24 protein-coding genes are annotated in these 24,515 nt (G+C 64.7%); 19 read left to right on the top strand and 5 right to left on the bottom strand.

Annotated features, from left to right (window positions below; all coding sequences use genetic code 11):
* Positions 1 to 21: 21 nt before the first annotated feature.
* Positions 22 to 1,446, top strand: coding sequence for an FAD-binding oxidoreductase (locus tag TR61_RS08500; RefSeq protein WP_050929553.1), 1,425 nt, complete (start codon positions 22 to 24; stop codon positions 1,444 to 1,446).
* A gap of 125 nt (positions 1,447 to 1,571) precedes the next feature.
* Here the strand turns inward: TR61_RS08500 and TR61_RS08495 are convergent, their stop codons facing one another.
* From TR61_RS08495 to TR61_RS08485, 3 genes are all read right to left on the bottom strand, one after another.
* Positions 1,572 to 2,102: an adenine phosphoribosyltransferase gene (locus TR61_RS08495; protein WP_050929552.1), complete on the bottom strand. Its 531-nt coding sequence runs from the start codon at positions 2,100 to 2,102 to the stop codon at positions 1,572 to 1,574.
* An 8-nt stretch (positions 2,103 to 2,110) separates the two neighbouring features.
* Positions 2,111 to 2,743, bottom strand: coding sequence for a LysE family translocator (locus tag TR61_RS08490; RefSeq protein ID WP_050929551.1), 633 nt, complete (start codon positions 2,741 to 2,743; stop codon positions 2,111 to 2,113).
* Positions 2,744 to 2,890: 147 nt separating this feature from the next.
* The gene (locus TR61_RS08485; RefSeq protein ID WP_050929550.1) at positions 2,891 to 3,766 is read right to left on the bottom strand and encodes an S-methyl-5'-thioadenosine phosphorylase; all 876 of its coding nucleotides are present in this window, start codon (positions 3,764 to 3,766) and stop codon (positions 2,891 to 2,893) included.
* 280 nt (positions 3,767 to 4,046) lie between these two features.
* Between TR61_RS08485 and TR61_RS08480 the strand changes: the two genes are divergently transcribed.
* Positions 4,047 to 5,624: a SulP family inorganic anion transporter gene (locus TR61_RS08480; RefSeq protein WP_425394203.1), complete on the top strand. Its 1,578-nt coding sequence runs from the start codon at positions 4,047 to 4,049 to the stop codon at positions 5,622 to 5,624.
* 13 nt (positions 5,625 to 5,637) lie between these two features.
* On the top strand, positions 5,638 to 6,228 hold the full coding sequence (locus tag TR61_RS08475; RefSeq protein ID WP_050929549.1) for a LysE family translocator: 591 nt from the start codon (positions 5,638 to 5,640) through the stop codon (positions 6,226 to 6,228).
* A gap of 108 nt (positions 6,229 to 6,336) precedes the next feature.
* Here the strand turns inward: TR61_RS08475 and TR61_RS08470 are convergent, their stop codons facing one another.
* Entirely contained in the window at positions 6,337 to 6,942 is a 606-nt protein-coding gene (locus TR61_RS08470; protein WP_050929548.1) for a flavin reductase family protein, read from the bottom strand.
* Positions 6,943 to 7,032: 90 nt separating this feature from the next.
* Between TR61_RS08470 and TR61_RS08465 the strand changes: the two genes are divergently transcribed.
* The 16 genes from TR61_RS08465 to TR61_RS08390 all read left to right on the top strand — a co-directional run bounded on the left by TR61_RS08465 (position 7,033) and on the right by TR61_RS08390 (position 23,442).
* On the top strand, positions 7,033 to 7,527 hold the full coding sequence (locus TR61_RS08465) for a GNAT family N-acetyltransferase (protein ID WP_050929547.1): 495 nt from the start codon (positions 7,033 to 7,035) through the stop codon (positions 7,525 to 7,527).
* Between the two features lie 48 nt (positions 7,528 to 7,575).
* Positions 7,576 to 8,340, top strand: coding sequence for an EcsC family protein (locus TR61_RS08460; RefSeq protein WP_050929546.1), 765 nt, complete (start codon positions 7,576 to 7,578; stop codon positions 8,338 to 8,340).
* Between the two features lie 140 nt (positions 8,341 to 8,480).
* A complete protein-coding gene (locus TR61_RS08455; protein WP_050929545.1) occupies positions 8,481 to 8,942 on the top strand; it encodes an NUDIX hydrolase in 462 nt (153 codons plus the stop codon).
* Positions 8,943 to 9,017: 75 nt separating this feature from the next.
* The gene (locus TR61_RS08450) at positions 9,018 to 9,470 is read left to right on the top strand and encodes a DUF1178 family protein (RefSeq protein WP_050929543.1); all 453 of its coding nucleotides are present in this window, start codon (positions 9,018 to 9,020) and stop codon (positions 9,468 to 9,470) included.
* A 1-nt stretch (position 9,471) separates the two neighbouring features.
* Positions 9,472 to 10,116, top strand: a complete 645-nt coding sequence (locus TR61_RS08445) for an SDR family oxidoreductase (RefSeq protein WP_050929541.1) — start codon at positions 9,472 to 9,474, stop codon at positions 10,114 to 10,116.
* Complete coding sequence (locus TR61_RS08440; RefSeq protein WP_050929539.1) at positions 10,116 to 10,559, top strand: SgcJ/EcaC family oxidoreductase; 444 nt, start codon at positions 10,116 to 10,118, stop codon at positions 10,557 to 10,559. Before TR61_RS08445 ends, TR61_RS08440 begins: the two co-directional genes overlap by 1 nt.
* Before the next feature lie 155 nt (positions 10,560 to 10,714).
* A complete protein-coding gene (locus TR61_RS08435) occupies positions 10,715 to 11,953 on the top strand; it encodes an aspartate kinase (RefSeq protein ID WP_050929537.1) in 1,239 nt (412 codons plus the stop codon).
* Positions 11,954 to 12,143: 190 nt separating this feature from the next.
* A complete protein-coding gene (ptsP, locus tag TR61_RS08430; protein ID WP_050929536.1) occupies positions 12,144 to 14,387 on the top strand; it encodes a phosphoenolpyruvate--protein phosphotransferase in 2,244 nt (747 codons plus the stop codon).
* 198 nt (positions 14,388 to 14,585) lie between these two features.
* Positions 14,586 to 15,242 carry an ABC transporter ATP-binding protein gene (locus TR61_RS08425; RefSeq protein WP_050929534.1) on the top strand — a complete coding sequence of 219 codons (657 nt, stop codon included), beginning with the start codon at positions 14,586 to 14,588 and terminating at the stop codon, positions 15,240 to 15,242.
* Complete coding sequence (locus TR61_RS08420; protein WP_050929533.1) at positions 15,239 to 17,641, top strand: ABC transporter permease; 2,403 nt, start codon at positions 15,239 to 15,241, stop codon at positions 17,639 to 17,641. Before TR61_RS08425 ends, TR61_RS08420 begins: the two co-directional genes overlap by 4 nt.
* Entirely contained in the window at positions 17,631 to 18,671 is a 1,041-nt protein-coding gene (locus TR61_RS08415; RefSeq protein ID WP_050929531.1) for a lipocalin-like domain-containing protein, read from the top strand. Before TR61_RS08420 ends, TR61_RS08415 begins: the two co-directional genes overlap by 11 nt.
* Positions 18,664 to 19,206, top strand: a complete 543-nt coding sequence (locus TR61_RS08410) for a pyridoxamine 5'-phosphate oxidase family protein (protein WP_050929529.1) — start codon at positions 18,664 to 18,666, stop codon at positions 19,204 to 19,206. Before TR61_RS08415 ends, TR61_RS08410 begins: the two co-directional genes overlap by 8 nt.
* Positions 19,207 to 19,272: 66 nt before the next feature.
* Positions 19,273 to 20,448 (top strand): FAD-dependent oxidoreductase, encoded by a 1,176-nt coding sequence (locus TR61_RS08405; protein WP_050929528.1) that lies wholly within the window; start codon positions 19,273 to 19,275, stop codon positions 20,446 to 20,448.
* The gene (locus tag TR61_RS08400) at positions 20,448 to 21,173 is read left to right on the top strand and encodes an SDR family NAD(P)-dependent oxidoreductase (RefSeq protein ID WP_050929526.1); all 726 of its coding nucleotides are present in this window, start codon (positions 20,448 to 20,450) and stop codon (positions 21,171 to 21,173) included. Before TR61_RS08405 ends, TR61_RS08400 begins: the two co-directional genes overlap by 1 nt.
* Positions 21,170 to 22,663: an aldehyde dehydrogenase gene (locus TR61_RS08395; protein ID WP_082181894.1), complete on the top strand. Its 1,494-nt coding sequence runs from the start codon at positions 21,170 to 21,172 to the stop codon at positions 22,661 to 22,663. Before TR61_RS08400 ends, TR61_RS08395 begins: the two co-directional genes overlap by 4 nt.
* A complete protein-coding gene (locus TR61_RS08390) occupies positions 22,660 to 23,442 on the top strand; it encodes a maleate cis-trans isomerase family protein (protein WP_050929525.1) in 783 nt (260 codons plus the stop codon). Before TR61_RS08395 ends, TR61_RS08390 begins: the two co-directional genes overlap by 4 nt.
* A gap of 55 nt (positions 23,443 to 23,497) precedes the next feature.
* Here TR61_RS08390 and TR61_RS08385 read toward each other — a convergent pair.
* Positions 23,498 to 24,515 (bottom strand): hypothetical protein (locus TR61_RS08385; protein WP_216595373.1); only part of this gene is annotated, 1,018 nt, incomplete at its 5' end.

Below are 24,515 nucleotides of genomic sequence, written 5' to 3'. Positions count from 1 at the left end.
ATTGCTGCTAGGCCCTGATCCATGGTCGATCTGAACCCCGTCACCCCCGATCTGGAAGACCGCCTGCGCGCCGCGCTGCCCGCAGACGCCTTTCGCCCGCCCGAGCCGCGCTTTTTCGAAGAACCGCGCGGGCGTTACCACGGCAGCGCCGGTCTGATCGTTGCACCAAGAACGGTGGAAGAGGTCGCGGCCATCATCACCGCCTGCAACGCGGCGCGTGTTCCCCTGGTTCCTTACGGCGGCGGCACAGGGCTGGTGGGCGGCCAGGTGGTCGAAGGTGACATGAACCCGGTGGTCCTGACGCTGGAACGCATGACCGCCATCCGCGCGGTCTATCCCGACGAAAACGTGCTGGTGGCCGAAGCAGGCGCGATCCTGGCCGATGTGCAGGCCGCGGCCGAAGGGGCAGGCCGCCTCTTCCCGCTGTCGCTGGCCGCCGAAGGCTCGGCCCGGATTGGCGGCAACCTTGCCACGAATGCGGGCGGCACAGGCGTTCTGCGCTATGGCAATGCGCGCGATCTGTGCCTGGGGCTGGAAGCGGTTCTGCCGGATGGCCAGATCTGGCACGGTCTGACCCGGCTTCGGAAGAACAACACCGGCTATGATCTGAAGAACCTGCTGATCGGCTCCGAGGGCACGTTGGGGGTGATCACGGCCGCCGCGCTCAAGCTTTTTCCGAAACCGGCCGAAACCGGCGCTGCGATGTTTGTCGTGCCGTCCCCGCAGGCCGCGCTTGGCCTTCTGTCGCTGGTGCGCGACCAGATGGGCGAGGGGATCAGCGCGTTCGAGCTGATGCACCGCATGGGCTTTGATTTCCTGACCGAAAAACTACCCGATATCCGGCAGCCCTTCGACCCCGCGCCGGACTGGACCGTGCTGATCGAGCTGGGCCTCGCACGCGGTCTCGACCCGCAAGAGGCGCTGATGCAGCTGTTCGAAGCGGCGCTTGAGCAGGGGCTGGCCACCGATGGCCTGATCGCCCAGTCCGAGGCCCAGCGGGCCGAGTTCTGGGCGGTGCGCGAACAGATCCCGGAAGCCAATCGACGCATCGGGTCTGTCTCCAGCCACGACATCTCGGTCCCCCTGGGCGCGCTGCCCGAATTCATCGCGCGGGGCGATGAGGTGATCGCGACGCTGGGCGAATTCCGCATCAACTGCTTCGGCCATGTGGGCGACGGCAATCTGCATTACAACGTCTTCCCGATGCCGGGCAAAACCCGCGCCGATCACGACAACCAGCGCGATGCGATCAAGGCGGCGGTCCATGACCTGGTGCATGAACTGGGCGGATCGGTCAGTGCCGAACATGGCGTGGGCCGCCTGAAGGTGGCCGATCTGCAGCGGTACTCCGACCCGGCCAAGCTGTCGGCCATGCGCGCGATCAAAGCCGCGCTGGATCCGCACGGCATCATGAACCCCGGTGTCATCCTGCCGCTGGACGGCTAGGCGCCGTCCTGCTCTTCTTCTCTTCAAAAATACGGCACGCAACACCGGCCCCAAGGGGCTCCGTCAAAAATCCGGGATTTGAATAAAATCCGACGGGATGTTTCGCGCGCGAAACATTTTCGCGCTCAAAGCCCTTCGTAGGAACACAGCGCATGGACATCCATGCCCATATCTTCCAGCACCTTGCGCCCGCCCAGATCCGGCAGGTCGATGATGAAGGCGCAGGAGACGATCTCGCCCCCCAGCCGTTCGATCAGCGAAATCCCCGCCGCACATGTGCCGCCCGTGGCCAGCAGGTCGTCGACCACCAGCACCCGTTCTCCGGCCTCGATCGCGTCGTCATGGATCTCCACAATCGCCTCGCCATATTCCAGCTTGTAATCCTGGCTGATCGTCCGGCCCGGCAGCTTGCCCTTCTTGCGAATGGGCACGAAGCCAACGGACAACTGATGCGCAATCGCGCCGCCCAGGATGAACCCGCGCGCCTCAAGCCCCACGACCTTGTCAATGGGCTGACCGGCATAGGGGTGCAGCATCTGGTCCACGGCCATCCGGAACCCGCGCGGATCGGCAAAAAGCGTCGTCACATCGCGAAACATGATCCCTTCATGGGGGAAATCGACAATGGTGCGGATATAGTCTTTGACGGTTTTCATGTGCGTCCTCAGGGCGTTGCGCGTTTCAGGGTGGCGGTCAGAACCCCCATGCCGACCAAAGCGGCCCCGCCCGCGCGGGTCAGCCAGGTGATGACCGAAGCCCGCCCAATCGTCCGCCGCAGCGTGTCGGCCAGAAGCACATAGGCCAGTGCGTTCACAGCCGCAAGACCCACGAATGTCGCGATCTCGATGGCAAATTGCGGCAGCAGCGGTGCCTGGGGTTGCAGGAATTGCGGCACGAAGGCGATGAAAAAAGCAATGGATTTGGGATTCAGCGCGGTGACGGCCGCCGCGTGGCCGAAGACGCCGCGCGCAGTCACCTCACGCCGCGTGCTCAGCGTTCCCAGCCCTTCCGAGGGGGCCGAACGCAAGAGCTTGATCCCCAGCCAGATCAGATAGACCGCCCCGGCCCATTTCAGCACCGTGAACGCGGTGGCCGAGGCCAGAACCAGAGCCCCCAACCCGGCCAGAGAAGCCGTCATCGCCACCAGATCGCCAAGGGCGACACCGGCGGCAGACGCGACGGCGACACTACGCCCTTTCGAAAGGGCGTAGCTGAGCACCAGCAGAACCGTGGGTCCGGGGATCAGAAGAAGCGCGGTGGAGGCGGCGACGAAAGTCAGCCAGAGATCAAGCGGCATGAGACATCCTCTGCAAGTCCCTTGCACCAAGCCCGGCGCCCGGGCGCAAGTCAAGTCCGGTGCCGGCGATCCTTCGAAGGATCGCAAGGCCCGGGACCCGCCAACATTCAGAGCGCCCGGAATTTTCGAAAATTCCGGGCCCCGGCCTCAGCCCAGCACCCGGCCTGCCACCGCGCTCAGCTTCTCCACCATCGCCGGATCACGCTTTTCCGGTGCGGTCAGGATCGCATGTTCCAGCGCCCGGTCGCAGCCATAGGAGCAAGGCGCGCGGTCGGCACCCAAAAGCGCGGGCAGGCGCGCGACCATCCCGCGGGCCTTGTCGGCATTGCCCATCAGCGTGGCGATGATCTGGGTCACATCGACCTCCCCATGATCAGGGTGCCAGCTGTCGTAATCGGTGACCATCGCCACCGAGGCGTAGCAGATCTCGGCTTCGCGGGCCAATTTCGCCTCGGGCATGTTCGTCATGCCGATCACATCTGCGCCCCAGCTTTCGCGGTACATCTTCGATTCCGCCAGCGTGGAAAACTGCGGCCCCTCCATCGCCAGATAGGTGCCGTCGCGATGCACATTGATCCCCTGATCCCGCGCGGCTGTTTCGCAGGCATCGCTCAGCCGCGGGCAGGTCGGATGCGCGACCGAGACATGGGCCACAAGGCCGGGGCCAAAGAAGGATTTCTCGCGCGCGAAGGTGCGGTCGATGAACTGATCGACGATGACGAAATCCCCCGGCGCCATCTCTTCCCGGAAGGACCCCACGGCCGAGACGCTGACGATATCCGTCACACCCAGCCGCTTGAGCGCGTCGATATTCGCCCGGTAAGGGACCGAGGTGGGGCTGTGCACATGCCCCCTCCCATGCCGGGGCAGGAAGGCCATCTTCACGCCGTCCAGCGTGCCGGTCAGGATCTGGTCCGAGGGCGTGCCAAAGGGGCTGTCCACCGATTGCCATTTTGCGTCTTCCAGCCCGTCGATCTCGTAAATGCCCGATCCGCCGATGATCGCGATCATGGTGTCCGTCATAAGCCTTGTGTCCCTTGTCGATGTTTCCCCCAGTGATAGGCGGCGGCGCCTGCCCGCGAAACCGATTTTTTCGTGAGCGCCGAGGCTGCGCCCGCCGCATACCTATGAATACCGTGCAATCCTGGACCAGGCTGCTATGTGACTGGTGCATAGCGGCTACCCGCTGCTGGGCATGGCCGTGCCAGGCCTCATCGCGTATCAGGCGGGGTTTCCGCTGACCGTTAACAGGACAAACATCTTGACCCGCGCCATTCTCGCCTCTTTCGCTGACCGTCTTGCCATGACCGACCTGCGCCCGCAGGGCTTCGGGCCGGAACGTCTGCGGATCGAGCTTCTGTCGGGTCTGACTGTCGCGCTGGCGCTTGTGCCCGAAGCGGTTGCCTTTGCCTTTGTCGCGGGTGTGCACCCTCTGGTGGGGCTTTACGCGGCCTTTCTGGTGGGCCTGATCACCGCACTGATCGGCGGCCGGCCCGGTATGATTTCCGGGGCCACCGGTGCGCTTGCGGTGGTGATGGTGGCCTTGGTGGCCGAGCACGGCGTGGAGTATCTTTTTGCCACTGTCGTTCTGATGGGGCTGTTGCAGATCACAGCGGGCGTGCTGCGCTGGGGCAAGTTCATCCGGCTGGTGCCGCATCCGGTGATGCTGGGCTTTGTCAACGGGCTGGCCATCGTGATCTTCCTTGCGCAGCTCAGCCAGTTCAAGGTGCCCGGAACGCTGGAAAACACCGGCCACGGCATGGGCGGGGGGCAATGGCTGCCGGCTGATCAGATGGGGATGATGCTGGCACTGGTGGCGCTGACGATGGCGATCATCTGGGGTATGCCGCGCATCACCAAGATCATTCCGGCGCCGCTGGCCGGTATCGGCATCGTGGCCGGGCTGGTGATCGCGCTGGGCCTCGAAGTGCCGCGCGTGGGAGATCTCGCCTCGATCCAGGGGGGGCTGCCCAGCTTTCACATTCCCATGGTGCCGCTGACCCTCGAGACCTTCCAGATCATCCTGCCCTATGCCGTGATCCTGGCCGCCATTGGCCTGATCGAGAGCCTTCTGACCCTCAACCTGGTGGGCGAGATGACGAACAAGCGCGGCGGGGCCAGCCAGGAATGCGTGGCCCAAGGCGTGGCCAATACCGTGACCGGGTTCTTTGGTGGCATGGGCGGCTGCGCGATGATCGGCCAGTCGATGATCAACGTGAAATCGGGCGGGCGCACGCGGATCGCAGGCATTGCGGCGGCGCTGTTTCTGCTGGTCTTCATCCTGTTTGCCGCCCCGGTGATCGAACTGATCCCGCTGGCCGCCCTTGTAGGTGTGATGTTCATGGTGGTGATCGGCACATTCGCCTGGAACAGCCTGAAGATCCTGCGCAAGGTGCCGTTGACCGATGCCTTCGTGATCATCCTTGTCACCGTGGTCACGGTGCTGGAGGATCTGGCGGTTGCGGTCGTGGTGGGGGTCATCGTCTCGGCGCTGGCCTATGCCTGGAACAACGCGCGGCGCATCCATGCGAAAACCTATGTCACGCCGGAAGGGGCCAAGGTCTATCAGGTACAAGGGCCGCTCTTCTTCGGTTCCTCCGACGGGTTTTCCGAACTCTTTGATCCGCAAAACGACCCGTCGGTCGTGATCGTGGATTTCGCCGACAGCCGCGTGGTGGATCAATCCGCCCTGCAGGCGATCGAGGCGGTGGCCGCGAAATACGAAACCCAGGGCAAGCAGATCCAGCTGCGCCACCTCAGCCGCGACTGCCACCAACTGCTGACCAAGGCGGGGCATCTGATGGTCGACAGCGACGATGACCCCGATTACGAGATTGCGGTGGATTATTCGGTGCGCACCGGCATTATCGGCGGGCATTGACCCGGGATTTGCGATGCTGAGCTTTGCAGCGGCCGTTTTCTTTCTGATCATCACGCCGGGGCCTGGGGTGCTGTCCACGGCCGGTGTTGGCGCCGGGTTCGGCCGGGCGGCCGGGCTGCGTTATGTTACGGGGTTGTTCATCGGAACGAACCTTGTGGCTTTGGCCGTGGTCAGCGGGCTGGCGGCGGTGATCCTGGCCGATCCGCGTATCCGCACGGTGCTGTTTGCGGCCTCGGTCGCCTATCTGTTTTATCTGGCCATGCGGATTGCCTTTGCCGGCGCGAAGCTCGCCTTCATCGAACGTCAGCGCCCGCCGGGGGTGCGTGGCGGGATCCTGCTTCAGGCGATCAACCCCAAGGCCTATGCGGTGAACACGGCGCTGTTCACGGGCTTTGGTTTCATACCGGGGAATTTCGCGCTGGAGATGGCGATCAAGTTTGCGATCATGAACGCCATCTGGGTGCCTATTCACCTGGCGTGGCTGGGGGCTGGCATCGCGCTCAGGCGGATGGATCTGGCTCCGCGCACCCAGCGGGCGGTGAATGTGGCGATGGCGGTGTCGATGCTGCTGGTGGTGGGGATCGCGGCCTATTCCCAGCTTTGAGAGACCGGAAAATGACGCATTTTCCGGGGATTTTCTGACGCAGAAAATCCGGTGGCCTGAGGAAACTGCGTCAGTTTCCGCCCCGTTTTCTGCGTCAGAAAATGGGGCTCAGTCGTCGGGGCGGACCAGTTCAAACAGCTCGGTCACGCGCAGGTAATCGCGATATCCCAGACGGCTGAGCGGCTGATAAGTGGTCACGTCGAACCGGCCGTTCACGATGCAGTCGTCACGCATGTGAATGCCTTTTACCTCGCCCAGCACCATGTAATTGCCCTCACCCTCCAGCTGGATCAGCTGGCTGAGTTTGCATTCCAGCGACGCGGGCGCACGCGCCACACGGGGGCAGTTGATGGTTTCGCATTCCGCCACTTCGACGCCCGCATGGGCGAACTCATCCACCTCTTTCGGAAGCGTGGCCGAACTGGCATTCATAGCATCGCGCATCGCGTATTCCACGATGTTCACACAGAAGACGCCCGTTTCGCGGATATTGCTGACGCTGTCTTTCGTGTCGCCCTGATCGGCCTTTCCGGTGGTCGAGGTGAACATCACCTGCGGCGGGACATAGGCTGTGGCGTTGAAGAAGGAATAGGGTGCCAGGTTGTTGATCCCGTCTGCATCGCGGGTCGAGATCCAGCCGATGGGCCGGGGCGTCACGATGGCGTTGAACGGGTTGTGGGGCAGTCCATGGCCGTCTTCGGGTTTATAGAACATCTCTTCCTCGAATCCTCTGGTCTTGGTTTGCCCATGACCTAGCGCCATGATAGGCGAAGCGCCACGTCTCATTGGATAAAATGGCAACCGGTGTTCGAACTTCATCCCGAAACCCCTGACGACTGGTGGGAGGTCGAGGCGCTTTACGACCTGTGTTTCGCGCCGGGCCGTGAGGCGCTGTCGTCCTATCGTCTGCGCGACGGCGTGGCGCCTGTGGCCGCGCTGTCTCTGGTCGCGCGGGATGATGCCGGAATTCTGGCTGGTGCGATCCGGTTCTGGCCGGTTCATGTGGGCGCGCAGGATGCGCTGCTGCTGGGCCCGGTGGCGGTGCACCCGACGCGGCAGGGCGAAGGTTGGGGCGGGTTTCTGATCCGGTCGAGCCTGCATCTGGCCGCAGACAGCGGTTGGGACCGGGTGCTTCTGGTGGGCGACGCGCCCTATTACAGCCGCTTCGGGTTTGAAAAACTGGATGGCGTGATCATGCCGCCCCCCACCAATCCCGACCGCGTTCTGGGCCTGGCCTTGCGCCCTGGCGCCTGGGATGACGTGACCGGAGAGGTCACGCGCTGGCAGGGCGCCCATTGAAATCATCCGTGCCAATGCTGATCTTTTCGCCATGCAAGGCAGGAGCCCATGAGCGATATCACCACCACCACGCCGCCCGATCTTGAGGCCGAGATCAAGGCGATCGCGCGCACCTACAAGGCGGCGTCGGGGCCCGGGATGCAGGTGCTGAACCTGCTGGGCGGGCATGCCGAAAACCTGATCGACCGCCTGCCATCGCCCGTACGCGCGAAATTGGGCGAGGCGACAGAGCGGGCGTTGGTCATTGCGCTGGATGCCGCCCAAAGCTCGCGCAGGACGGTGCCGGATCAGGCGCCCTGGCTGAACAAGGCGGTGGCGACCGCCATGGGGGCTGCGGGTGGGTTCGGCGGTTTGCCCAGTGCCATGGTTGAATTGCCGGTCACCACAACCGTTCTGATGCGCACCATTCAGGGCGCCGCGGTCGAGCAGGGCTTTGACCCCGAGGCAGATAATGTGCGCTTTGACTGCCTGCGCGTTTTCGGCTCGGCCGGGCCTCTGGCCCATGATGACGGGGCCGACCTGGGGTTTTTATCGGTGCGGCTGGCGCTGACCGGGGGCGCGATGCAGAAGATGATCGCCACCGTCGCCCCGCGCCTGGGCGCGGCGCTGGGCCAGAAACTGGCGGCGCAGACCGTGCCCGTGCTGGGCGCCGTGGCCGGGGCGGCCACGAATTACGCTTTCACCAGTTATTATCACAACATGGCGCAGGTTCATTTCGGGCTGCGCCGCCTGTCGATTGACGCCGATGTCCCGCATGAGGATCTGGTGCTTCGGCTTGCACGGGAGATGGGCCGCCCGCTGACCCGGGGCTAGGGCCACCCTGAGATCAACAGATTGTGTGTTGTCACGCTTTGGCCACAACATTCCGGCTAAGTGTGGTAAATTAACGTGATTTTTCCATATCTGCGCGCTATGCTCAGCAAAACGAAAAGGAGCAGGCGGTTCCCACGCCGATGATCAAGCAACTTCCCCTCAAGCTGCGGGCGGCATCGAAGGATGACGTGCGCAGCCAGTTCGCGGCCCTGTGCTATCGCGTGAAAGCAGACCGGATTGAGGTTCTGCTGGTGACCTCGCGCGGGACGGGCCGTTGGATTGTGCCGAAGGGCTGGCCGGAAGATGGCATGACACCTGCCGATTGCGCGGCCAAGGAAGCCTGGGAGGAAGCCGGCGTGATCGGCAAGGCGCAGGATCGCTGTCTGGGGCTTTTCTCGTATTCCAAGGTGATCAGCCCCGGTGTGACCTATCCCTGTGTGGCGATGGTTTATCCGGTGAAGGTGAAATCGCTGGCCAAGGAGTTTCCCGAACGCAAGGAACGCAAGCGCAAATGGTTTTCGCCCAAGAAGGCCGCGCAGCGGGTGGCGGAACCGGAGCTTGCGCGGATGCTGCGGGATTTCGATCCGCGTCTGCTGCGCTAAGCGGCGGGCAATCTGTCCTCTTGATCTTGGGCGCGGGGCGGATATCTCTGCGTCAGGCCAAGTGATGATCTGACGATGATCCAATATACTCTGAAATGCTCGAACGGGCACCGATTTGACAGCTGGTTTCAATCCGCAAGCGCCTTTGACAAGCTTGTGGGGGCGAACATGGTGTCCTGTGCGATTTGCGGTGTGGACCAGGTGGAAAAGGCCGTGATGGCTCCGCGCGTGCGGCCCGCGCGCAACGCCGCCGCCCCTCAGCCGGAGGCGGAGCAAGTGTCGGACCGGCCCCTGTCGAAGCCTGCGACCCCGCAGGAACTGGCGCTGGCGCAGCTGAAAGAGCATGTGGAGAAGAATTCAGATTATGTCGGTATGAATTTCGCGTCTGAGGCGCGCGCGATGCATGATGGCGACGCCCCCGCCCGTGCCATCCATGGAGAGGCGCGGCTGGACGAGGCGAAAAAGCTGATCGAAGACGGTGTGCCGGTTGCCCCGCTGCCGTTCCGGCCCACACGGAAGACGAACTGACATGCATGTGCTGATCACCGGCGCCAATCGCGGCATCGGCGCGCAGCTGGCGTCGGATTATGCCGCGCGCGGCGATCAGGTCACGGCGACCTCGCGCGACGCGTCTGCAGGCGTGGCGCTGGACGTGACCGACCCGGCGGCGCATCGGGCGATGGCGGCCCGCTTGGGGGACAGCGCGCTGGATCTGTTGATCTGCAATGCGGGGGTCTATCTGGACAAGGGCCAGCGGCTGGAGGACGGCTTTGCGCCGGATCTGTGGGCGCAGACTTTCGCGGCCAATGTCACCGGCGTCTTCCTGACGATCCAGAGCCTTTTGCCCCATCTGCGCCGGGCCGAGGGGGCGAGGATCGCGATCATCTCGTCGCAGATGGCGTCGGACACGCGGGCGCCGGGGGGCAGTTACATCTATCGCGCGTCGAAAGCGGCGGTGCTGAACCTGGGGCGCAACCTGGCCAGCGACCTGAAGGGCGATGGGATTGCCGTGGGCATCTATCACCCCGGCTGGGTGCGCACGGATATGGGCGGCGGAACGGCCGAGATTTCGGTGGAAGAGGCCTCGACCGGGCTGATGGCGCGGTTCGATCATCTGAGCCTTGCCGACACGGGCTGTTTTCTGACCTGGGACGGCCGGACGCATCCGTTCTGATGGGGGTCGCAAGCCCCGAGGGCTTTCCGCAGGCCTTCACCGATGCCTGGATGGCGCGCGATGGGGCGGCGCTGGCGGGGTTGTTCGCCGAGGATGCGGATTTCATCAATGTGGTGGGCATCTGGTGGGAAGACCGCGCGGCGATCGCGCGGGCGCATTCCTATGCGTTGGAGAGCTTCTTTGCGAAGACGCGGCTGGTGCCGGGGCGGGTGAAGACGCGGATGCTGGGCCAGGACGCGGCGGTGGTGCAATGCCGGTTCCGCCTGTCGGGCCAGATCGCCCCGGATGGCAGCGAGGCCGGGGCCCGGTCGACCATCATCACCTTCGTGCTGGAGCGGGTAGAAGCGGGCTGGCAGGCGGTGTCGGCGCAGAACACCGATATCGTGCCGGGGGCGGAAACGCAGCTGAACGACAAGGCGCTGCGGCCTGCCGATTACCGGTAGCGGATTATTCGAATAATCCGCGGGCGCTTTTGGCGGGCCGGTCGCGACAGGGCGCAAAAGGCTTTTCGAAAAGCCTTTTGCCGCAGTCCCGGTGTCTTGCGCAGCGCCCTTTGATTCCTTAAACGCTGCGCGACCCGATAACGCCAGGACCGCCCATGCCCGTTCTTGTGATGAAATTCGGCGGCACCTCTGTCGCCAATCTGGACCGCATCCGCCGCGCCGCCAAGCGCGTGGGGGTCGAGGTGGCCAAGGGCTATGACGTGATCGTCATTGTCTCGGCCATGGCGGGCAAAACCAATGAGCTTGTGGGCTGGGTGGGCGAGACCTCTCCGCTTTATGATGCGCGCGAATATGATGCGGTCGTGTCCTCGGGCGAGAATGTGACCGCCGGGCTGATGGCGCTGACGCTGCAGGAGATGGATATCCCCGCGCGCAGCTGGCAGGGCTGGCAGGTGCCGGTCAAGACGACCTCGGCCCATTCGCAGGCGCGGATTGAGGATATCCCGCCCGAGAATATCCGCCGGAAATTCGACGAAGGCATGAAGGTGGCCGTGGTCGCGGGCTTTCAGGGCGTAAGCCCCGAGGGGCGGATCACAACGTTGGGCCGCGGCGGATCGGACACCACTGCCGTGGCCTTTGCCGCCGCCTTCGACGCGGAGCGCTGCGATATCTATACGGATGTGGACGGGGTCTATACCACCGATCCGCGGATCTGCGCGAAGGCGCAGAAGCTCGACAAGATCGCGTTCGAGGAAATGCTGGAACTGGCCTCACTGGGGGCGAAGGTGTTGCAGACCCGCTCGGTCGAGCTGGCGATGCGGTATAAGGTGAAGCTGCGCGTGCTGTCGAGCTTCGAGGAACAATCCGACGAGGCCGGTACGCTGGTCTGCGACGAGGAGGATATCATGGAATCCAAGGTTGTGGCCGGTGTGGCCTATTCGCGGGACGAAGCGAAGATGACGCTTGTCTCGGTCGCGGACCGTCCCGGCATCGCGGCCACGATTTTCACCAGCCTCAGCGAGGCGGGCGTGAATGTGGACATGATCGTGCAGAACATCTCGGAAGAGGGGCGCACGGACATGACGTTCTCCTGCCCCACCGATCAGGTTGTCCGCGCCGAGCGCGCGTTGGCCGAGACCAAGGAAAAGGGTGTTCTGAACTTTGCCGAGCTGATCGCGGACACGGATGTGGCCAAGGTTTCCGTCGTGGGGATCGGCATGCGGTCTCATACCGGGGTGGCGGCGAAGATGTTCAAGGTGCTGTCCGATGAGGGGATCAACATCAAGGTGATCACCACGTCGGAGATCAAGATCAGCGTTCTGATCGACCGCAAATACATGGAGCTGGCCGTCCAGGCGCTGCATGATGCGTTCGAATTGGAGAAGGCGGTCTGAGCGGCCCCCGTCGCGTTCCGTATTTTGAAAGAGAAGAAGACAGGGGACCGCGCTGAAATGACAGGCGGTTTGCGGGGCTTGGCGCATGGCGCCGGCTGCGGGGATGAGAAAGCCGTTTCCATGGGCTGGCCGTTGTGATCTAACCGCGTGGGGGTTCGGAACATCCCCGCCAGGGAGGCCGGTTATCGCGATGTCAGATCAGTCCGACAGTGAAAGTCGCAAGCTTCTGGGGCGTCTGCGCGACGCCATGGCCAGCGATATCGCGGGTCAGGCGCGGCTGGACCGTATCACGCAGCTGATTGCGGGCAGCATGGGGACCGAAGTGTGTTCGATCTATCTGTTCCGCGATCCCGAAACGCTGGAGCTGTGCGCCACGCAAGGTCTGAACAAGGAGGCCGTGCACCAGACCCGGATGCGCCTGGGCGAGGGGCTGGTGGGCCGCGTGGCGCGGCGCGGGCAGGTGGTGAACACTGCCGATGCCCCGTCCTCCAAGGGGTTTCGGTACATGCCGGAGACGGGGGAGGAGATCTATTCCTCGTTCCTGGGTGTGCCGATCCAGCGGCTGGGCGAAAAGCTGGGCGTGCTGGTCGTGCAGTCGAAACAGGCGCGCGAATATTCCGAAGACGAGGTTTACGCGCTGGAAGTGGTTGCCATGGTCTTGGCCGAGATGACCGAACTGGGCGCCTTCACCGGTGAGGGTGCGGCGCTGTCGGCGCGGCATCAGCAATCGGTGATGGTTCGGGGCACCACCGGGCAGGAGGGCGCGGCAGAGGGCCATGTCTGGCTGCATGAGCCGCGCGTTGTTGTCACCAACCCCATTGCCGACGATCCCCACCGGGAACGTGAACGCCTGCATCAGGCGGTGGAAGAGCTGCGCGTGGGTGTGGACAAGATGCTGGCGGCCTCGGCCGGGGGCGACAAGGAACATCTGCAGGTTCTGGAAGCCTACCGGATGTTCGCCAATTCCAAGGGCTGGATGCGGCGGATGGAGGAAGACATCGCCCGCGGGCTGAGTGCCGAGGCGGCGGTCGAGAAGGAACAATCCACTGCCCGCGCGCGGATGGAGCAGGTGCAGGACGCATATCTGCGCGAACGGCTGAGCGATCTGGATGATCTGTCGAATCGCATGCTGCGTATTCTGACCGGACAGGGTGCGGAAACCGGCGCGGAAATGCCTGATGACCCCATTCTGATCGCGCGCAATATCGGGCCTGCGGAATTGCTGGAATATGGCCGCAAGTTGAAGGGGATCGTGCTTGAGGATGGCTCGGTCGGGTCGCATGCGGCGATTGTGGCGCGGGCGCTGGCCATTCCGCTGGTCGTGCATGCGGGGCGGATCACGACCGAGGCGCTGAACGGCGATCACATCATGGTCGATGGCGATCAGGGGCTGGTGCATCTGCGCCCCGATGACACCGTGGTCAGCGCCTTCCGCGAGAAGATAGCGATGCAGGCGCAGGCGCAGGAGCGCTATGCCTCGATCAAGGACAAACCGGCTGAGACGCTGTGCGGAAAGGTGATCAACCTGCATATGAATGCCGGGCTGATGGCCGATCTGCCGTCGCTGGAGGGATCCGGGGCGGAAGGCGTTGGCCTTTTTCGGACCGAGCTGCAGTTTCTGGTGCGCAACCAGATGCCCAAGCGGACCGAGCTGGTCGAGATTTACGCCCGCGTCATGGATGCAGCAAAGGGCAAACGCGTGGTGTTCCGTACGCTGGATATCGGGTCGGACAAGGTGCTGCCCTATATGAAGCCTAATGATGAGCCGAACCCGGCCCTGGGCTGGCGGGCGATCCGCGTCGGGCTGGACAAGCCCGGCGTGATGCGGATGCAGCTGCAGGCGCTGTTGCGCGCGGCGGGTGGGCGGCCGCTGACCATCATGTTCCCCTTTGTCGCGCAGTTCGACGAATACACCCAGGCCCGCGCCGAGGTCGACAAGGCCATCGCACGCGAAGAAAAGCTGGGCCATGTTCTGCCGGAAAAGATAGAGATCGGCGCGATGCTGGAGACGCCCAGCCTGGCCTTTTCGCCGCCGAAATTCTTTCGGGAAGTCGATTTCCTGTCGATCGGGGGCAATGACCTCAAGCAGTTCTTCTTTGCCGCCGACCGGGAGAACGAACGGGTGCGCCGCCGCTATGACACGTTGAATGTCAGTTTCCTGACCTTCATTGAACGTATTGTGGAGCGCTGTGCGGAAACCGATACGCCCCTGTCGTTCTGCGGGGAGGACGCGGGCCGCCCGATCGAGGCGCTGTGTCTTGCGGCCATCGGCCTGAGAACCCTTTCGATGCGGCCTGCATCCATCGGGCCGGTCAAAAGCCTGCTGCGGCGGTCGAATCTGGATGAGGTGCGCAAGATCATCTCGGATGCGCGGCATCGGGGTGACCAGTCGGTGCGCCCGGCGGTGATGGAGTGGCTGCGCCAGCAGGGGTGAGGAGCGCCAACCCGGCGTGACCGTCAGCGCCGCCCAGTCCCGGGCGAAACAGGGGATGCCGGCTTGGACAGGAACCTGCGCGCCATCTGGTGTCCCGGGCGGCGCCTGGCCTGACGTCGGGTTTCTGCGGGGTGCGACGCCCTTTGACCTTTTCAAGTGAGCTCCGGGCCTTAGCTGTCACTGCGAAAGGTGCGCGCCATGTTGCTTGAGGTTGAGAACCTGACGAAATCCTATCCCGGGGCCGATGGCCCGGTCGCCGTTTTGCGCGGTGTCGATTTGCGTCTGGCCGCCGGTGAAACCGTTGCGCTGACGGGTGAATCCGGGTCGGGCAAAAGCACGCTTTTGCATCTGGTGGGCGGTCTGGACACCGCCGATGGTGGGACCATCCGCTTTGACGGGCGCGACATCACCGCGCTGGACGATACCGGGCGCGCGGCTTTGCGGCGGCGCGATGTGGGGGTGATCTTTCAGCAGTTCAACCTGATCCCCTCGCTGGATGTGGCGGCCAATATTGCCTTTCAGGCGCGGCTTTCGGGCGGGGCGGATATGGACCGGCTGCAGACCCTGGCCAAGGCGCTGGGCCTGGACGATCACCTGCGCAAGTATCCCGAAAGCCTGTCGGGCGGGCAGCAGCAGCGCGTGGCGATCGCGCGCACGCTGATGGCGCGACCCAAGCTGGTGCTGGCTGATGAGCCCACGGGCAATCTGGACGAGGCGACCGCCGCCGACGTACTGGCGCAGATGCTGGAGTTGGTAAGCGAGACCGGCGCGGCGCTGATGGTCGTGACCCATTCCGCCGCCGTGGCGGGGCAGATGGGCCGTCAGCTGCATCTCAGCCGCGGGCGTCTGGCGTGACGGGCGCGGGGTTTTCGGCGCTCTGGTCGCATTGGCGGCGCAATCCGCTGCAGCTTTTCACGCTGGTGGCGGGGCTGGCGCTGGCCACGGCGCTGTGGTCGGGCGTGCAGGCCATCAATGCCGAGGCGCGCGCAAGTTACGACGCGGCGGCCCAGACGCTGGGAGAGGGGCGGTTCGACCATCTTCTGCCCCGTGCTGGAGAGACGGTTGGGCAGGATCGCTATGTCGCGCTGCGCCGGTCGGGCTGGCAGGTGTCGCCCGTGCTGGAAGGGCGGGTGTTTCTGCCCGACAACAGCTCGGTCCGGGTGCTGGGGATTGATCCGCTGACCACGCCGGGCGGTCTGTCTCCGGTCCGGATGGAAGCGGTGGGCGGCCTTGCCGGTTTCCTGACCGAGGCCTCGCTTTTCGCCGATGCCGAGACCGCGGCGCGGGTGGATGGCCATTTGGAGGGGCAGGTGGTCGTTGATCCAAGCGCCGCACCGGGGGTGGTGATCACCGATATCGGCACTGCGCAGGCGCTGCTGGGTCAGTCGGGGCGGATCAGCCGGATGATCGTGGCCGAGCTGCAGCCCATTGGGCTGCCTCCGCTTGACCGGATCGCGCCGGACCTGATCCGGCGCCCCGCGCAGGAGGTCAGCGATGTGGGCCGCCTGACCGACAGTTTCCATTTGAACCTGACCGCCTTCGGGTTTCTGAGTTTCGCGGTGGGCATCTTCATCGTTCACGGCGCGATCGGGCTGGCGTTCGAGCAGCGGCGCGGCATGGTGCGCACCCTGCGCGCGCTGGGCATGCCGCTGGGCCGGCTGGTCTGGCTGATGGTGGCCGAGCTGTTCGTTCTGGCGCTTCTGGCAGGTGCGTTGGGGGTGGTGCTGGGATATCTGATCGCAGGGTTTCTGTTGCCCGATGTCGCCGCCACGCTGCGCGGGCTTTACGGGGCGGATGTGGCCGGATCGGTGCGCTTGCGGCCCAGCTGGTGGGCCTCGGGCTTTGCGATTGCGCTGATCGGCACGGGCGTCGCGGCTGCGGGCGCGCTGTGGCAGATTGCGCGGATGCCGCTTCTGGCCAGTGCGCGTCCGCGCGCCTGGGTCATGGCGCGGGGTCAGGGCGCTTGGCGGCTGGGCGCGCTGGCGGGATTGTTGCTGCTGGCCGCGCTGGGCTTTGCCCTCTGGGGCAGCGGGCTTGCGGCGGGTTTTGCGCTGCTGGCCTGCCTTCTGACCGGCGCGGCGCTGGCCCTGCCTTTGATCCTGCGCGCGGTGCTGCGGCTGGCCGAAGGCCGGGCGCGCAGTGCGGTCTGGCAATGGTTCTGGGCCGACACACGCCAGCAGCTGCCCAGCCTGACGCTGGCGCTGATGGCGCTGCTTCTGGCGATTGCGGCCAATGTGGGGGTGTCCACGATGGTGTCCAGCTTCCGGCTGACCTTTGTGGGGTTTCTTGATCAGCGCCTTGCGCCCGAGTTGTTCATCACCGCCGACACGCCCGAACAGGCCGCAGCACTTGAGGGTTTCCTTGCCAGTCGTGCGCGCGAAGTGCTGCCGGTGAATTCGGTGGAGACGCAGGTTGCCGGCTTACCGACCGAACTGTTCGGCGCGCGGGTCGGTCTGACATATCGCGAGAACTGGCAGTTTCTGGCGCAGGGCCCCGACCCGTGGGACCGGGTGGGCGCCGGGCAGGCGGTGATCATCAACGAACAACTGGCCCGCCGGGCGGCGCTTTGGGTGGGCGACCGCATTGCTGTGGGGCCAGATCTGAGCCTTCCGATCGCCGGGATCGTGGCCGATTATGGCAATCCCATCGGGCAGGCCGTGGTGGCCGAGGCGGTCTTTGCGCGCCTTTTCCCCGATCAGGCGGCCACCCGCTTTGGCCTGCGCAGCGATGACCCGGCGGCGCTGCGCCGGGCGCTGATCGACGATTTTGGCCTGCCAGAGGGGAACATCGTGGATCAGGCGCAGATCAAGGCGTTCTCGCTTGAGGTGTTCGACCGCACCTTCACGGTGACCGCCGCGCTGAATGTGCTGACGTTGGCGGTTGCGGGCTTTGCCATATTGATGAGCCTTTTGACCCTAGCCGCCCTGCGCGTGCCGCAGCTGGCCCCGGCCTGGGCTTTGGGTCTGACACGCGCAGCGCTGGGCCGGCTTGAGTTACGGCGCGCGGTCAGCCTTGCGGTGCTGACCACAGTGCTGGCCCTGCCTTTGGGCCTGGCGCTGGCCTGGGTTCTGCTGGCGGTCGTGAATGTCGAGGCGTTTGGCTGGGAATTGCCCATGTATCTTTTCCCGCTGGATTACGCGCGGCTGGCGCTGTTCGCGCTTTTGGCGGCGGTGCTTGCCGCACTTTGGCCCGCGATCCGGCTGGCGCGAACCCCACCGGGGGATTTGCTAAAGGTCTTTGCCAATGAACGTTAGGGTTCTGATTTTCTGTCTGTTGTGGCCCCTGCAGGCCGCCGCGCAGGGCTTTGCCGGTCTGGGCAGCGCGGCAGAGGGCTTTGCCGTGCCGCAGCCCGATCCGGTTTTCGACTTTCCGGCCGATCACGGGGCGCATCCCGATTACCGCATCGAATGGTGGTATCTGACCGCCAATCTGGAAGGCCCGGATGGCACGGCCTATGGCATTCAGTGGACGCTGTTCCGTTCCGCTCTTTTGCCCGAGACGCTGCAAGGCTGGGGCGATCCGCAGATCTGGTTCGCCCATGCCGCCGTCACCACGCCACAGGCGCATCATGTGGCCGAACGGGTCGCGCGCGGCGGGATCGGGCAGGCGGGGGTAGAGCCCGCGCCCTTCCGCGCCTGGATCGACGACTGGCAGATGGCCGGGCCCAATTTCGACCGGTTGCGGGTCACCGCCTCGGGTCCTGAGTTCCGTTACGCGCTTGATCTGCAGGCGGAAGGCCCGCTTGTCTTTCATGGGGAAGGCGGGTTTTCCGTCAAATCGGCCGAGGGGCAGGCAAGCTATTATTACTCCCAACCTTTCTTCTCGGTGGAGGGTGTCCTGAGCCTGCCCAAGGGCGATGTGCCCGTCACCGGGCAAGGTTGGCTGGATCGGGAATGGTCGTCGCAGCCGCTGTCGGACACGCAATCGGGATGGGACTGGTTTTCGCTGTCCTTCGATGGCGGCGCGAAACTGATGGGGTTTCAGCTGCGCCAGACCGATGGCACTACCTATTCCGCGGCCACCTGGATCGGGGCGGATGGGCAGACCACCAGCTTTCCCGACGGGGCATTCCGTGCGCGTGCTTTGGAACAGACAGAGGTTGCGGGGCGCACCGTGCCCACGCGCTGGCAGGTGGAGCTGCCGGATAAGGGGGTGGATGTCACCGTATCGGCGCTGAACCGGGCGGCGTGGATGGACGTGTCCCTGCCCTATTGGGAAGGGCCGGTGAGCGTGGCGGGCAGTCACGCCGGGCGGGGATATCTGGAGATGACGGGATATGAGTGACCCAAGCAATCTGGCCGCCTTTCTGGATCTGGCCTGGTCTTGTTTGACTGACAAGACATCCCCCGCGCGGCAGCTGAGCTTTGCCACCGTGGCCCCGGATGGCGCGCCCCAGGTGCGCACGGTGGTGCTGCGCGCGGCGGATCGCGCGGGCGCGGTGGTCGAGGTGCATACCGACGCGGCCTCGGCCAAGATCGCGGCGCTGGACGCCGATCCGCGCGCGCAGCTGATGATTTGGGACGAGGGGTTGCGCCTGCAGATCCGCCTCTCGGCGCGGGTCGAGGTGTTGGGCGGCGCGGCGGTGGCTGGGCATTGGGAACGGGTGCCGGAGGCCTCCCGCGCCTCCTATGGGAAATCGCCCGCGCCGGGCCTGCCGATTGCGGGGCCGCATGATTACACGCTGTTGCATGACCGCGCCGCATTTCGTGTGCTGCGCTGCCATGTTCAGGCGATGGACCTTGTCGAATTGCAGGAAATCCACCGCCGCGCTGTCTATCTTGCGGGCGATGGCTGGTCTGGGCAGTGGCTGGTGCCTTGAGCGCGCGACAAGTTCTGGATCATCGCGACGGTCGCCGCTAAGCTTTTCACCAAAGGGAGGAAGGGAGTGTCGGCAGAGTTCGATCCCGTGTTGATCGTGGGGGCGGGGCCTGTGGGCCTGACGCTGGCCTGGCGGTTGTCCGAGGCGGGCGTGCCGGTGCAGGTCTTCGAGGCCGAAGCCGCGATTGCCGATCAGCTGCGTGCGTCGACCTTTCACCCGCCCACGCTGGATCTGTTCGACCCCTCGGGCATCACCGAGGAGTTGATCAACAAGGGCCGGATCACCCCCACCTGGCAGATCCGGATGTTGCACAGCACCGAACGGGCCGAGTTCGACCTGTCGGTTCTGGCGGGCGACACCGGCCACCCTTATCGCCTGCAATGCCGCCAGGCCGAGTTGAGCCGCGCCCTGCTGCGGCGGTTGCCTGACGGCGTCGTGCGGTTCTCCAGCCCGGTGATCGACGTGGATCAGGATGGCGATGGGGTCAGTGTTCGCGTGGGGCGCGAGACGATCCAGGGCAGTTACCTTGTGGGCTGCGACGGGTCCCGGTCCATCGTGCGCCGTGCCATCGGCGCGGAATGGGAAGGCGGAGCTTACCCCGAAAACACCGTGCTGGTGACCACGCATTTCCCGTTTGAACAGCATCTCGGCAATCTGTCGGGGGTGAATTACATCTGGAAACCGGGTGGTACGTTTTCCCTGCTGCGGTTGCCGGATGTTTGGCGCGTGTCGCTGCATCCGCAAGACGGGCAAAGCCCGGAAGAGGCGTTGGAAGACGCAGCGATCCGCGCACAAATCGCCGAGATCCTGCCACACGCGCGTGATTTCGACATCATCGAAAAGCGCATCTACAAGATCCACCGCCGCGTCGCCTCCAGCTATGGGGAGGGGCGGATGTTTCTTGCGGGCGATGCCGCGCATCTCAACAGCCCCAAGGGCGGTATGGGCATGAATGGCGGGATCCACGACGCCTGGCTGCTGGCCGATCTGCTGGCGCAGGTGGCATCGGGGACGCCGAGTATCATTCTGGAAGCCTATGAGCGCAAGCGCCGCCCGATCGCCAAGGACGATATCGTGGGGCAGGCCGATGAAAACCGAGCCCGGATGAACGCCAAGGACATGCGCGCGCGCCAGGCCCATCTGGCCGAGCTACAAAGGATCGCGGGCGATCCCGAACGGGCGCGGGCCTTCCTGCTGCGGTCGTCGATGATTGAAGGCTTAAGGCGGGCAGAGGGGCTGTGATGACCAAGACACTGGGAATTCTGGGCGGATGCGGCGGGATTGGCCGGCAATTGGTGACAGACGCACAGGCGGCGGGCTGGACGCCGGTGGTGTTTGATCTGGAGCGGTCGATCCGGGCGCACCCGCTGGAGGGTGTCACATGCCACGCGGTCGATGCCAGCGATCCGGCGGATATGGACCGCGCGGCGGCCCTGTTAGAGACGCCGCTGGACGGGTTCGTGAACCTGTGCGGCTTCGTGCTGGGCGATGGGCCGCTGGCCGATCGCAACCCCGGCGAATGGGCCGAGGTGATGGCGGGCAACTTGAACGCGGCCTTTTTCGCCGCGCGTGCCTTTGCTCCGCGTATGGCGAAAGGGGGTGCGATGGTGCAGGTGGGGTCCGGGCTGGGCCATTACGCGCGGCCGGGATATGGGCCTTACGGCATCGCCAAGGCGGGCATTGCGCAGATGACGCGGCAACTGGCGCTTGAGCTGGCGCCGGATGTGAGGGTCAATTGCGTCTCGCCCTCTGCCGTTGACACGGCCTTTCTGCGCGGCGGCACCGGTCGGTCGGATGAGGATGCGCCCGACCGGGTGGATCTGTCGGCCTATGCCGCAGTCATTCCGCTGGGGCGGGTGGCGGTGCCAACGGATGTGACCGGGCCGATCCTGTTTCTGCTGTCGGATCAGGCGGCCTATGTCACGGGGCAGGTACTGCACATCAATGGCGGGGCCTATATGCCATGAGCTTCGATCTGCCGATTGCGCCGCCGGCGCAGGTGGGCGGGCTGGCCGCAGGCCGGGCGACGTCCGGCGGGGGCGATGAACTGCCGGTGTTCTATCCGGCGACCGGCGCACGCATATCGACCCTGATCGAGGATGACGCGGCTGCGGTCGATCAGGCGGTGACCGCTGCGCGCGCGGCCTTTGACCGGGGGACCTGGCCGGGCCTTGGTGTGCTGCAGCGGGTCGAGGTGCTGGAGCGCTGCCGCCAGATCATCCTCGACAACGCCGAAGAGCTTGCCCGGCTGGAATGCGCCGCAACGGGGCTGGTCCTGCGCGAATTGCGCGAACGCCATTTCAAGCGCGCGGCCTATAATTTCCGCTTCTTCGCCGAATATATCAGCCAGTCGGCGGGCCAGCGGTACGATCAGACGCCGGGTTACATGACCACCGTGTCGCGCGTGTCTGTGGGCGTTGCGGCGCTGATCGCGCCGTGGAATGCGCCCGTGGCGCTGGCCACGATGAAGATCGCGGCGGCGCTGTCTTTTGGCAATACCGCCGTGCTGAAACCGTCCGAACAGACGCCGCTGGCGCTGGCGCGGCTGGTTGCGCTGCTGCAGGAGGTGCTGCCCGAAGGCGTGCTGAACCTTGTCAACGGGCGTGGCGCTGTCACCGGCGCTGCGCTGGTCGATCATCCGGGCATTGATCTGGTCAGCTTCACCGGCGGCACGCAAACCGGCCGGACGATCATGTCGGCGGCGGGCCGCAACCTGGTGCCCTGCACGCTGGAGCTGGGCGGGAAATCGGCCAATATCATCTTTGCCTCCGCCGATCAGGAGCGGGCTTTGGACGGCGCTTTGCTGGGGATCTTTTCCAACAATGGGCAGCAATGCCTGGCCGGATCGCGCATCCTGGTGGAGCGGTCGATCTTTGACGATTTCGTGGGCCGTTTCGTGGAGCGCGCGGGGCGTATCCGGGTGGGCGACCCGCTGGCAGAGACCACCGAGATCGGACCGCTCGCCAGCGCCGCCCATCGGGATCGGGTGTTGAGCTTTGTCGATATCGCGCAGGCCGATGGCGGCGCGCTGTTGATGGGCGGTACCCGCCGCGACGATCTGGGGGAGGGGTATTTCGTCTCGCCCACGGCTGTGACCGTCCCGTCCAATAGCGCCCGCGTGGCGCAGGATGAAATCTTTGGCCCCTTCGCCACCTTCCTGCCCTTCGACAGTGCGGACGAGGCCGCCGCCATCGCCAATGACACGCAATTCGGGCTGGTCAGCTATATCTGGTCGGACCACTTGCCCACGGTGATGGACATGAGCGAACGGATGAGGTCGGGCGTGGTTTGGGTGAACACGCCCATGATGCGCGAGCTGCGCGCGCCTTTCGGGGGGTTCAAATCCTCGGGCGTGGGGCGCGAGGGCGGCGCATCCTGCGAGGCGTTCTATACCGAGGAACGCACGCTCACGATCCCGACCCGACCGCCGCCCCTGCGAAAGCTGGGCGTGGAATGACCGCCGGGCTGGAATATGGCGCGGCGGGCCTGATGGGGGTGCTGACCCCGCAGGCCAACACCACCGTTGAGCCGGAATTCTGGGCGCTGATGCCGCCGGGCTGGTCGATGCTGACGGCGCGGCTGATGTCCGACAAGCCCAGCATCGCCGAACGGCTGGTGGATTACACCGAACGCTATTCCGACACCTGCCTTGAATTCGCCAATGCGCCGGTCGAAGTGATCGCCGCCGCCTGCACCGGCGCGTCCTATCTGATTGGCCGCCCGGCGGAAGAGGCGCTTGTGACCCGGATCGAGGCGCGGTTCGAGGTGCCTTTCATCACGGCCGCGCTGGCGTCGGTCATGGCGCTGCGGGCACTGGGGGCGGAAAAGATCGCGCTTTTGTCGCCCTATCCCGAGGATCTGAACCGCGCCAGCACCCCCTATTGGGAGGCGCATGGCTTTTCCGTTGTGGCCAAAGCCGGCCCGATGCTGGAGGAGGGGGCCTTTCACCCGATCTACGCCATGGGCGGGGAGGCGGTTTACCGAAGCTATGCCCATCTGTCGGATAGCGGCGCGGATGCGGTACTGATGCTGGGTACCGGCATGGCCACCCTGCGCCCCCTTCTGCGCGGCGCGGCGGAGGGGTTGTTGCCTGCCGTGTCGTGCAACCTTGCGATGGCCTGGGCCGCCGCGCAGCGCCGCCGCTGGGAAGACCTGTCGCCGGATGATCTGGAGGCCTGGCGCATGGGCGCCCATTGGGCGGATCGGCTGGAGGCGCTTTTTCCGACGAAAGCCTGAGGGTGGCAGGCGCCCCTTCTTTCTGGGCCCGGCATCTTGGCCCGCGCGCCATGTTTTAGGCCAGGGCCGGGCCCGGGTCGAAATCCGCGACATTGGCGACCAGTCCGACAACGCCGGATATCGCCACCAACAATCCGCGGGCGGCCTTGATCTCGAAGCTCACTGGGGGTCCGGTGTAATCGGGCAGGGGGGCAATCGCCAGCGATGTCGCCACGATGAAGACGAACACCACTGTTGCGGCGCTGATTTCAAGGTCTGGGTCAAAGGCCGGTATAAGCATTATGAAACAGCAAATCCCGAATGTGCAGGACAACGCGTCACTGAATGCCTTTTCGCGGGGCAAAAAGCCGCCCGCCTTGAACCCGATATCCTTCAGCAGGTTCAAGGTTGGAAGCGCCCAGGTGACCATGGCGACCACAAGGCTGTCGCCGGTTTTGGTCATGAGGATCGCCTTGGCGTATGTGATCCGGGCTATGGTCAGGAAGAAGAATTTCAGGATCGGGCCACGTCCGACTTGGGGGTCGATGGAGTCTTCGTAGGCAGCGACCACACCGCCGAACATCTGAAAGACATTGGCAGCAGCGGCCACGGTGCGGGGGTCATCGTCGTTTGTGGCGGGGTTGGCTTTCTTGAAGATCTTTTCGCCCTTGAACGCCTCGAGGAAAACACCGGGCACGGCGCACAGAAATGCCGCAAGATCAATTGCCGTCAGCTTGTCCTTACCGGTGACATAGCAATAAAGGTCAGTGATGAACGGGATCTGCACGGAGCCGTTCAGCCAGTCTGACAGGGCTTTTGACTTGAGCAGCTTTTTCAAAAGGTCCACGAACCCCGACAGCAGATCGCCGACGATATTCAGGATGATCCTGGCCACGGTCTTCAGGCCGGTCACCAGCGAATTGGCCGCCATGCCATAGATATCCGCCGTCGATTTCGGGTCTTTCATCAGCGACATGTTCGCAATCGCATCCTTCAGATCCTGCGAGACATGAGAGGACATGTTGGTGAACATGGATCGAAAATCCTGCGCGATGTCGCCCAGCGCTATGTCGGGTGAGCCTCCCCAACTGAAC

The organism is Aestuariivita boseongensis (assembly GCF_001262635.1).
Taxonomy (GTDB): domain Bacteria; phylum Pseudomonadota; class Alphaproteobacteria; order Rhodobacterales; family Rhodobacteraceae; genus Aestuariivita; species Aestuariivita boseongensis.
This window is presented reverse-complemented; position numbering and strand designations above follow the sequence as displayed.

What these genes read in the sequence shown, in the direction of transcription:
- TR61_RS08500 (WP_050929553.1), top strand. Translation starts at nt 22, where the DNA reads ATGGTCGATCTGAACCCCGTCACCCCCGATCTGGAAGACCGCCTGCGC.
- TR61_RS08495 (WP_050929552.1), bottom strand. Translation starts at nt 2,102, where the DNA reads ATGAAAACCGTCAAAGACTATATCCGCACCATTGTCGATTTCCCCCAT.
- TR61_RS08490 (WP_050929551.1), bottom strand. Translation starts at nt 2,743, where the DNA reads ATGCCGCTTGATCTCTGGCTGACTTTCGTCGCCGCCTCCACCGCGCTT.
- TR61_RS08485 (WP_050929550.1), bottom strand. Translation starts at nt 3,766, where the DNA reads ATGACGGACACCATGATCGCGATCATCGGCGGATCGGGCATTTACGAG.
- TR61_RS08480 (WP_425394203.1), top strand. Translation starts at nt 4,047, where the DNA reads ATGACCGACCTGCGCCCGCAGGGCTTCGGGCCGGAACGTCTGCGGATC.
- TR61_RS08475 (WP_050929549.1), top strand. Translation starts at nt 5,638, where the DNA reads ATGCTGAGCTTTGCAGCGGCCGTTTTCTTTCTGATCATCACGCCGGGG.
- TR61_RS08470 (WP_050929548.1), bottom strand. Translation starts at nt 6,942, where the DNA reads ATGTTCTATAAACCCGAAGACGGCCATGGACTGCCCCACAACCCGTTC.
- TR61_RS08460 (WP_050929546.1), top strand. Translation starts at nt 7,576, where the DNA reads ATGAGCGATATCACCACCACCACGCCGCCCGATCTTGAGGCCGAGATC.
- TR61_RS08455 (WP_050929545.1), top strand. Translation starts at nt 8,481, where the DNA reads ATGATCAAGCAACTTCCCCTCAAGCTGCGGGCGGCATCGAAGGATGAC.
- TR61_RS08450 (WP_050929543.1), top strand. Translation starts at nt 9,018, where the DNA reads ATGATCCAATATACTCTGAAATGCTCGAACGGGCACCGATTTGACAGC.
- TR61_RS08445 (WP_050929541.1), top strand. Translation starts at nt 9,472, where the DNA reads ATGCATGTGCTGATCACCGGCGCCAATCGCGGCATCGGCGCGCAGCTG.
- TR61_RS08440 (WP_050929539.1), top strand. Translation starts at nt 10,116, where the DNA reads ATGGGGGTCGCAAGCCCCGAGGGCTTTCCGCAGGCCTTCACCGATGCC.
- TR61_RS08435 (WP_050929537.1), top strand. Translation starts at nt 10,715, where the DNA reads ATGCCCGTTCTTGTGATGAAATTCGGCGGCACCTCTGTCGCCAATCTG.
- ptsP (WP_050929536.1), top strand. Translation starts at nt 12,144, where the DNA reads ATGTCAGATCAGTCCGACAGTGAAAGTCGCAAGCTTCTGGGGCGTCTG.
- TR61_RS08425 (WP_050929534.1), top strand. Translation starts at nt 14,586, where the DNA reads ATGTTGCTTGAGGTTGAGAACCTGACGAAATCCTATCCCGGGGCCGAT.
- TR61_RS08415 (WP_050929531.1), top strand. Translation starts at nt 17,631, where the DNA reads ATGAACGTTAGGGTTCTGATTTTCTGTCTGTTGTGGCCCCTGCAGGCC.
- TR61_RS08410 (WP_050929529.1), top strand. Translation starts at nt 18,664, where the DNA reads ATGAGTGACCCAAGCAATCTGGCCGCCTTTCTGGATCTGGCCTGGTCT.
- TR61_RS08400 (WP_050929526.1), top strand. Translation starts at nt 20,448, where the DNA reads ATGACCAAGACACTGGGAATTCTGGGCGGATGCGGCGGGATTGGCCGG.
- TR61_RS08395 (WP_082181894.1), top strand. Translation starts at nt 21,170, where the DNA reads ATGAGCTTCGATCTGCCGATTGCGCCGCCGGCGCAGGTGGGCGGGCTG.
- TR61_RS08390 (WP_050929525.1), top strand. Translation starts at nt 22,660, where the DNA reads ATGACCGCCGGGCTGGAATATGGCGCGGCGGGCCTGATGGGGGTGCTG.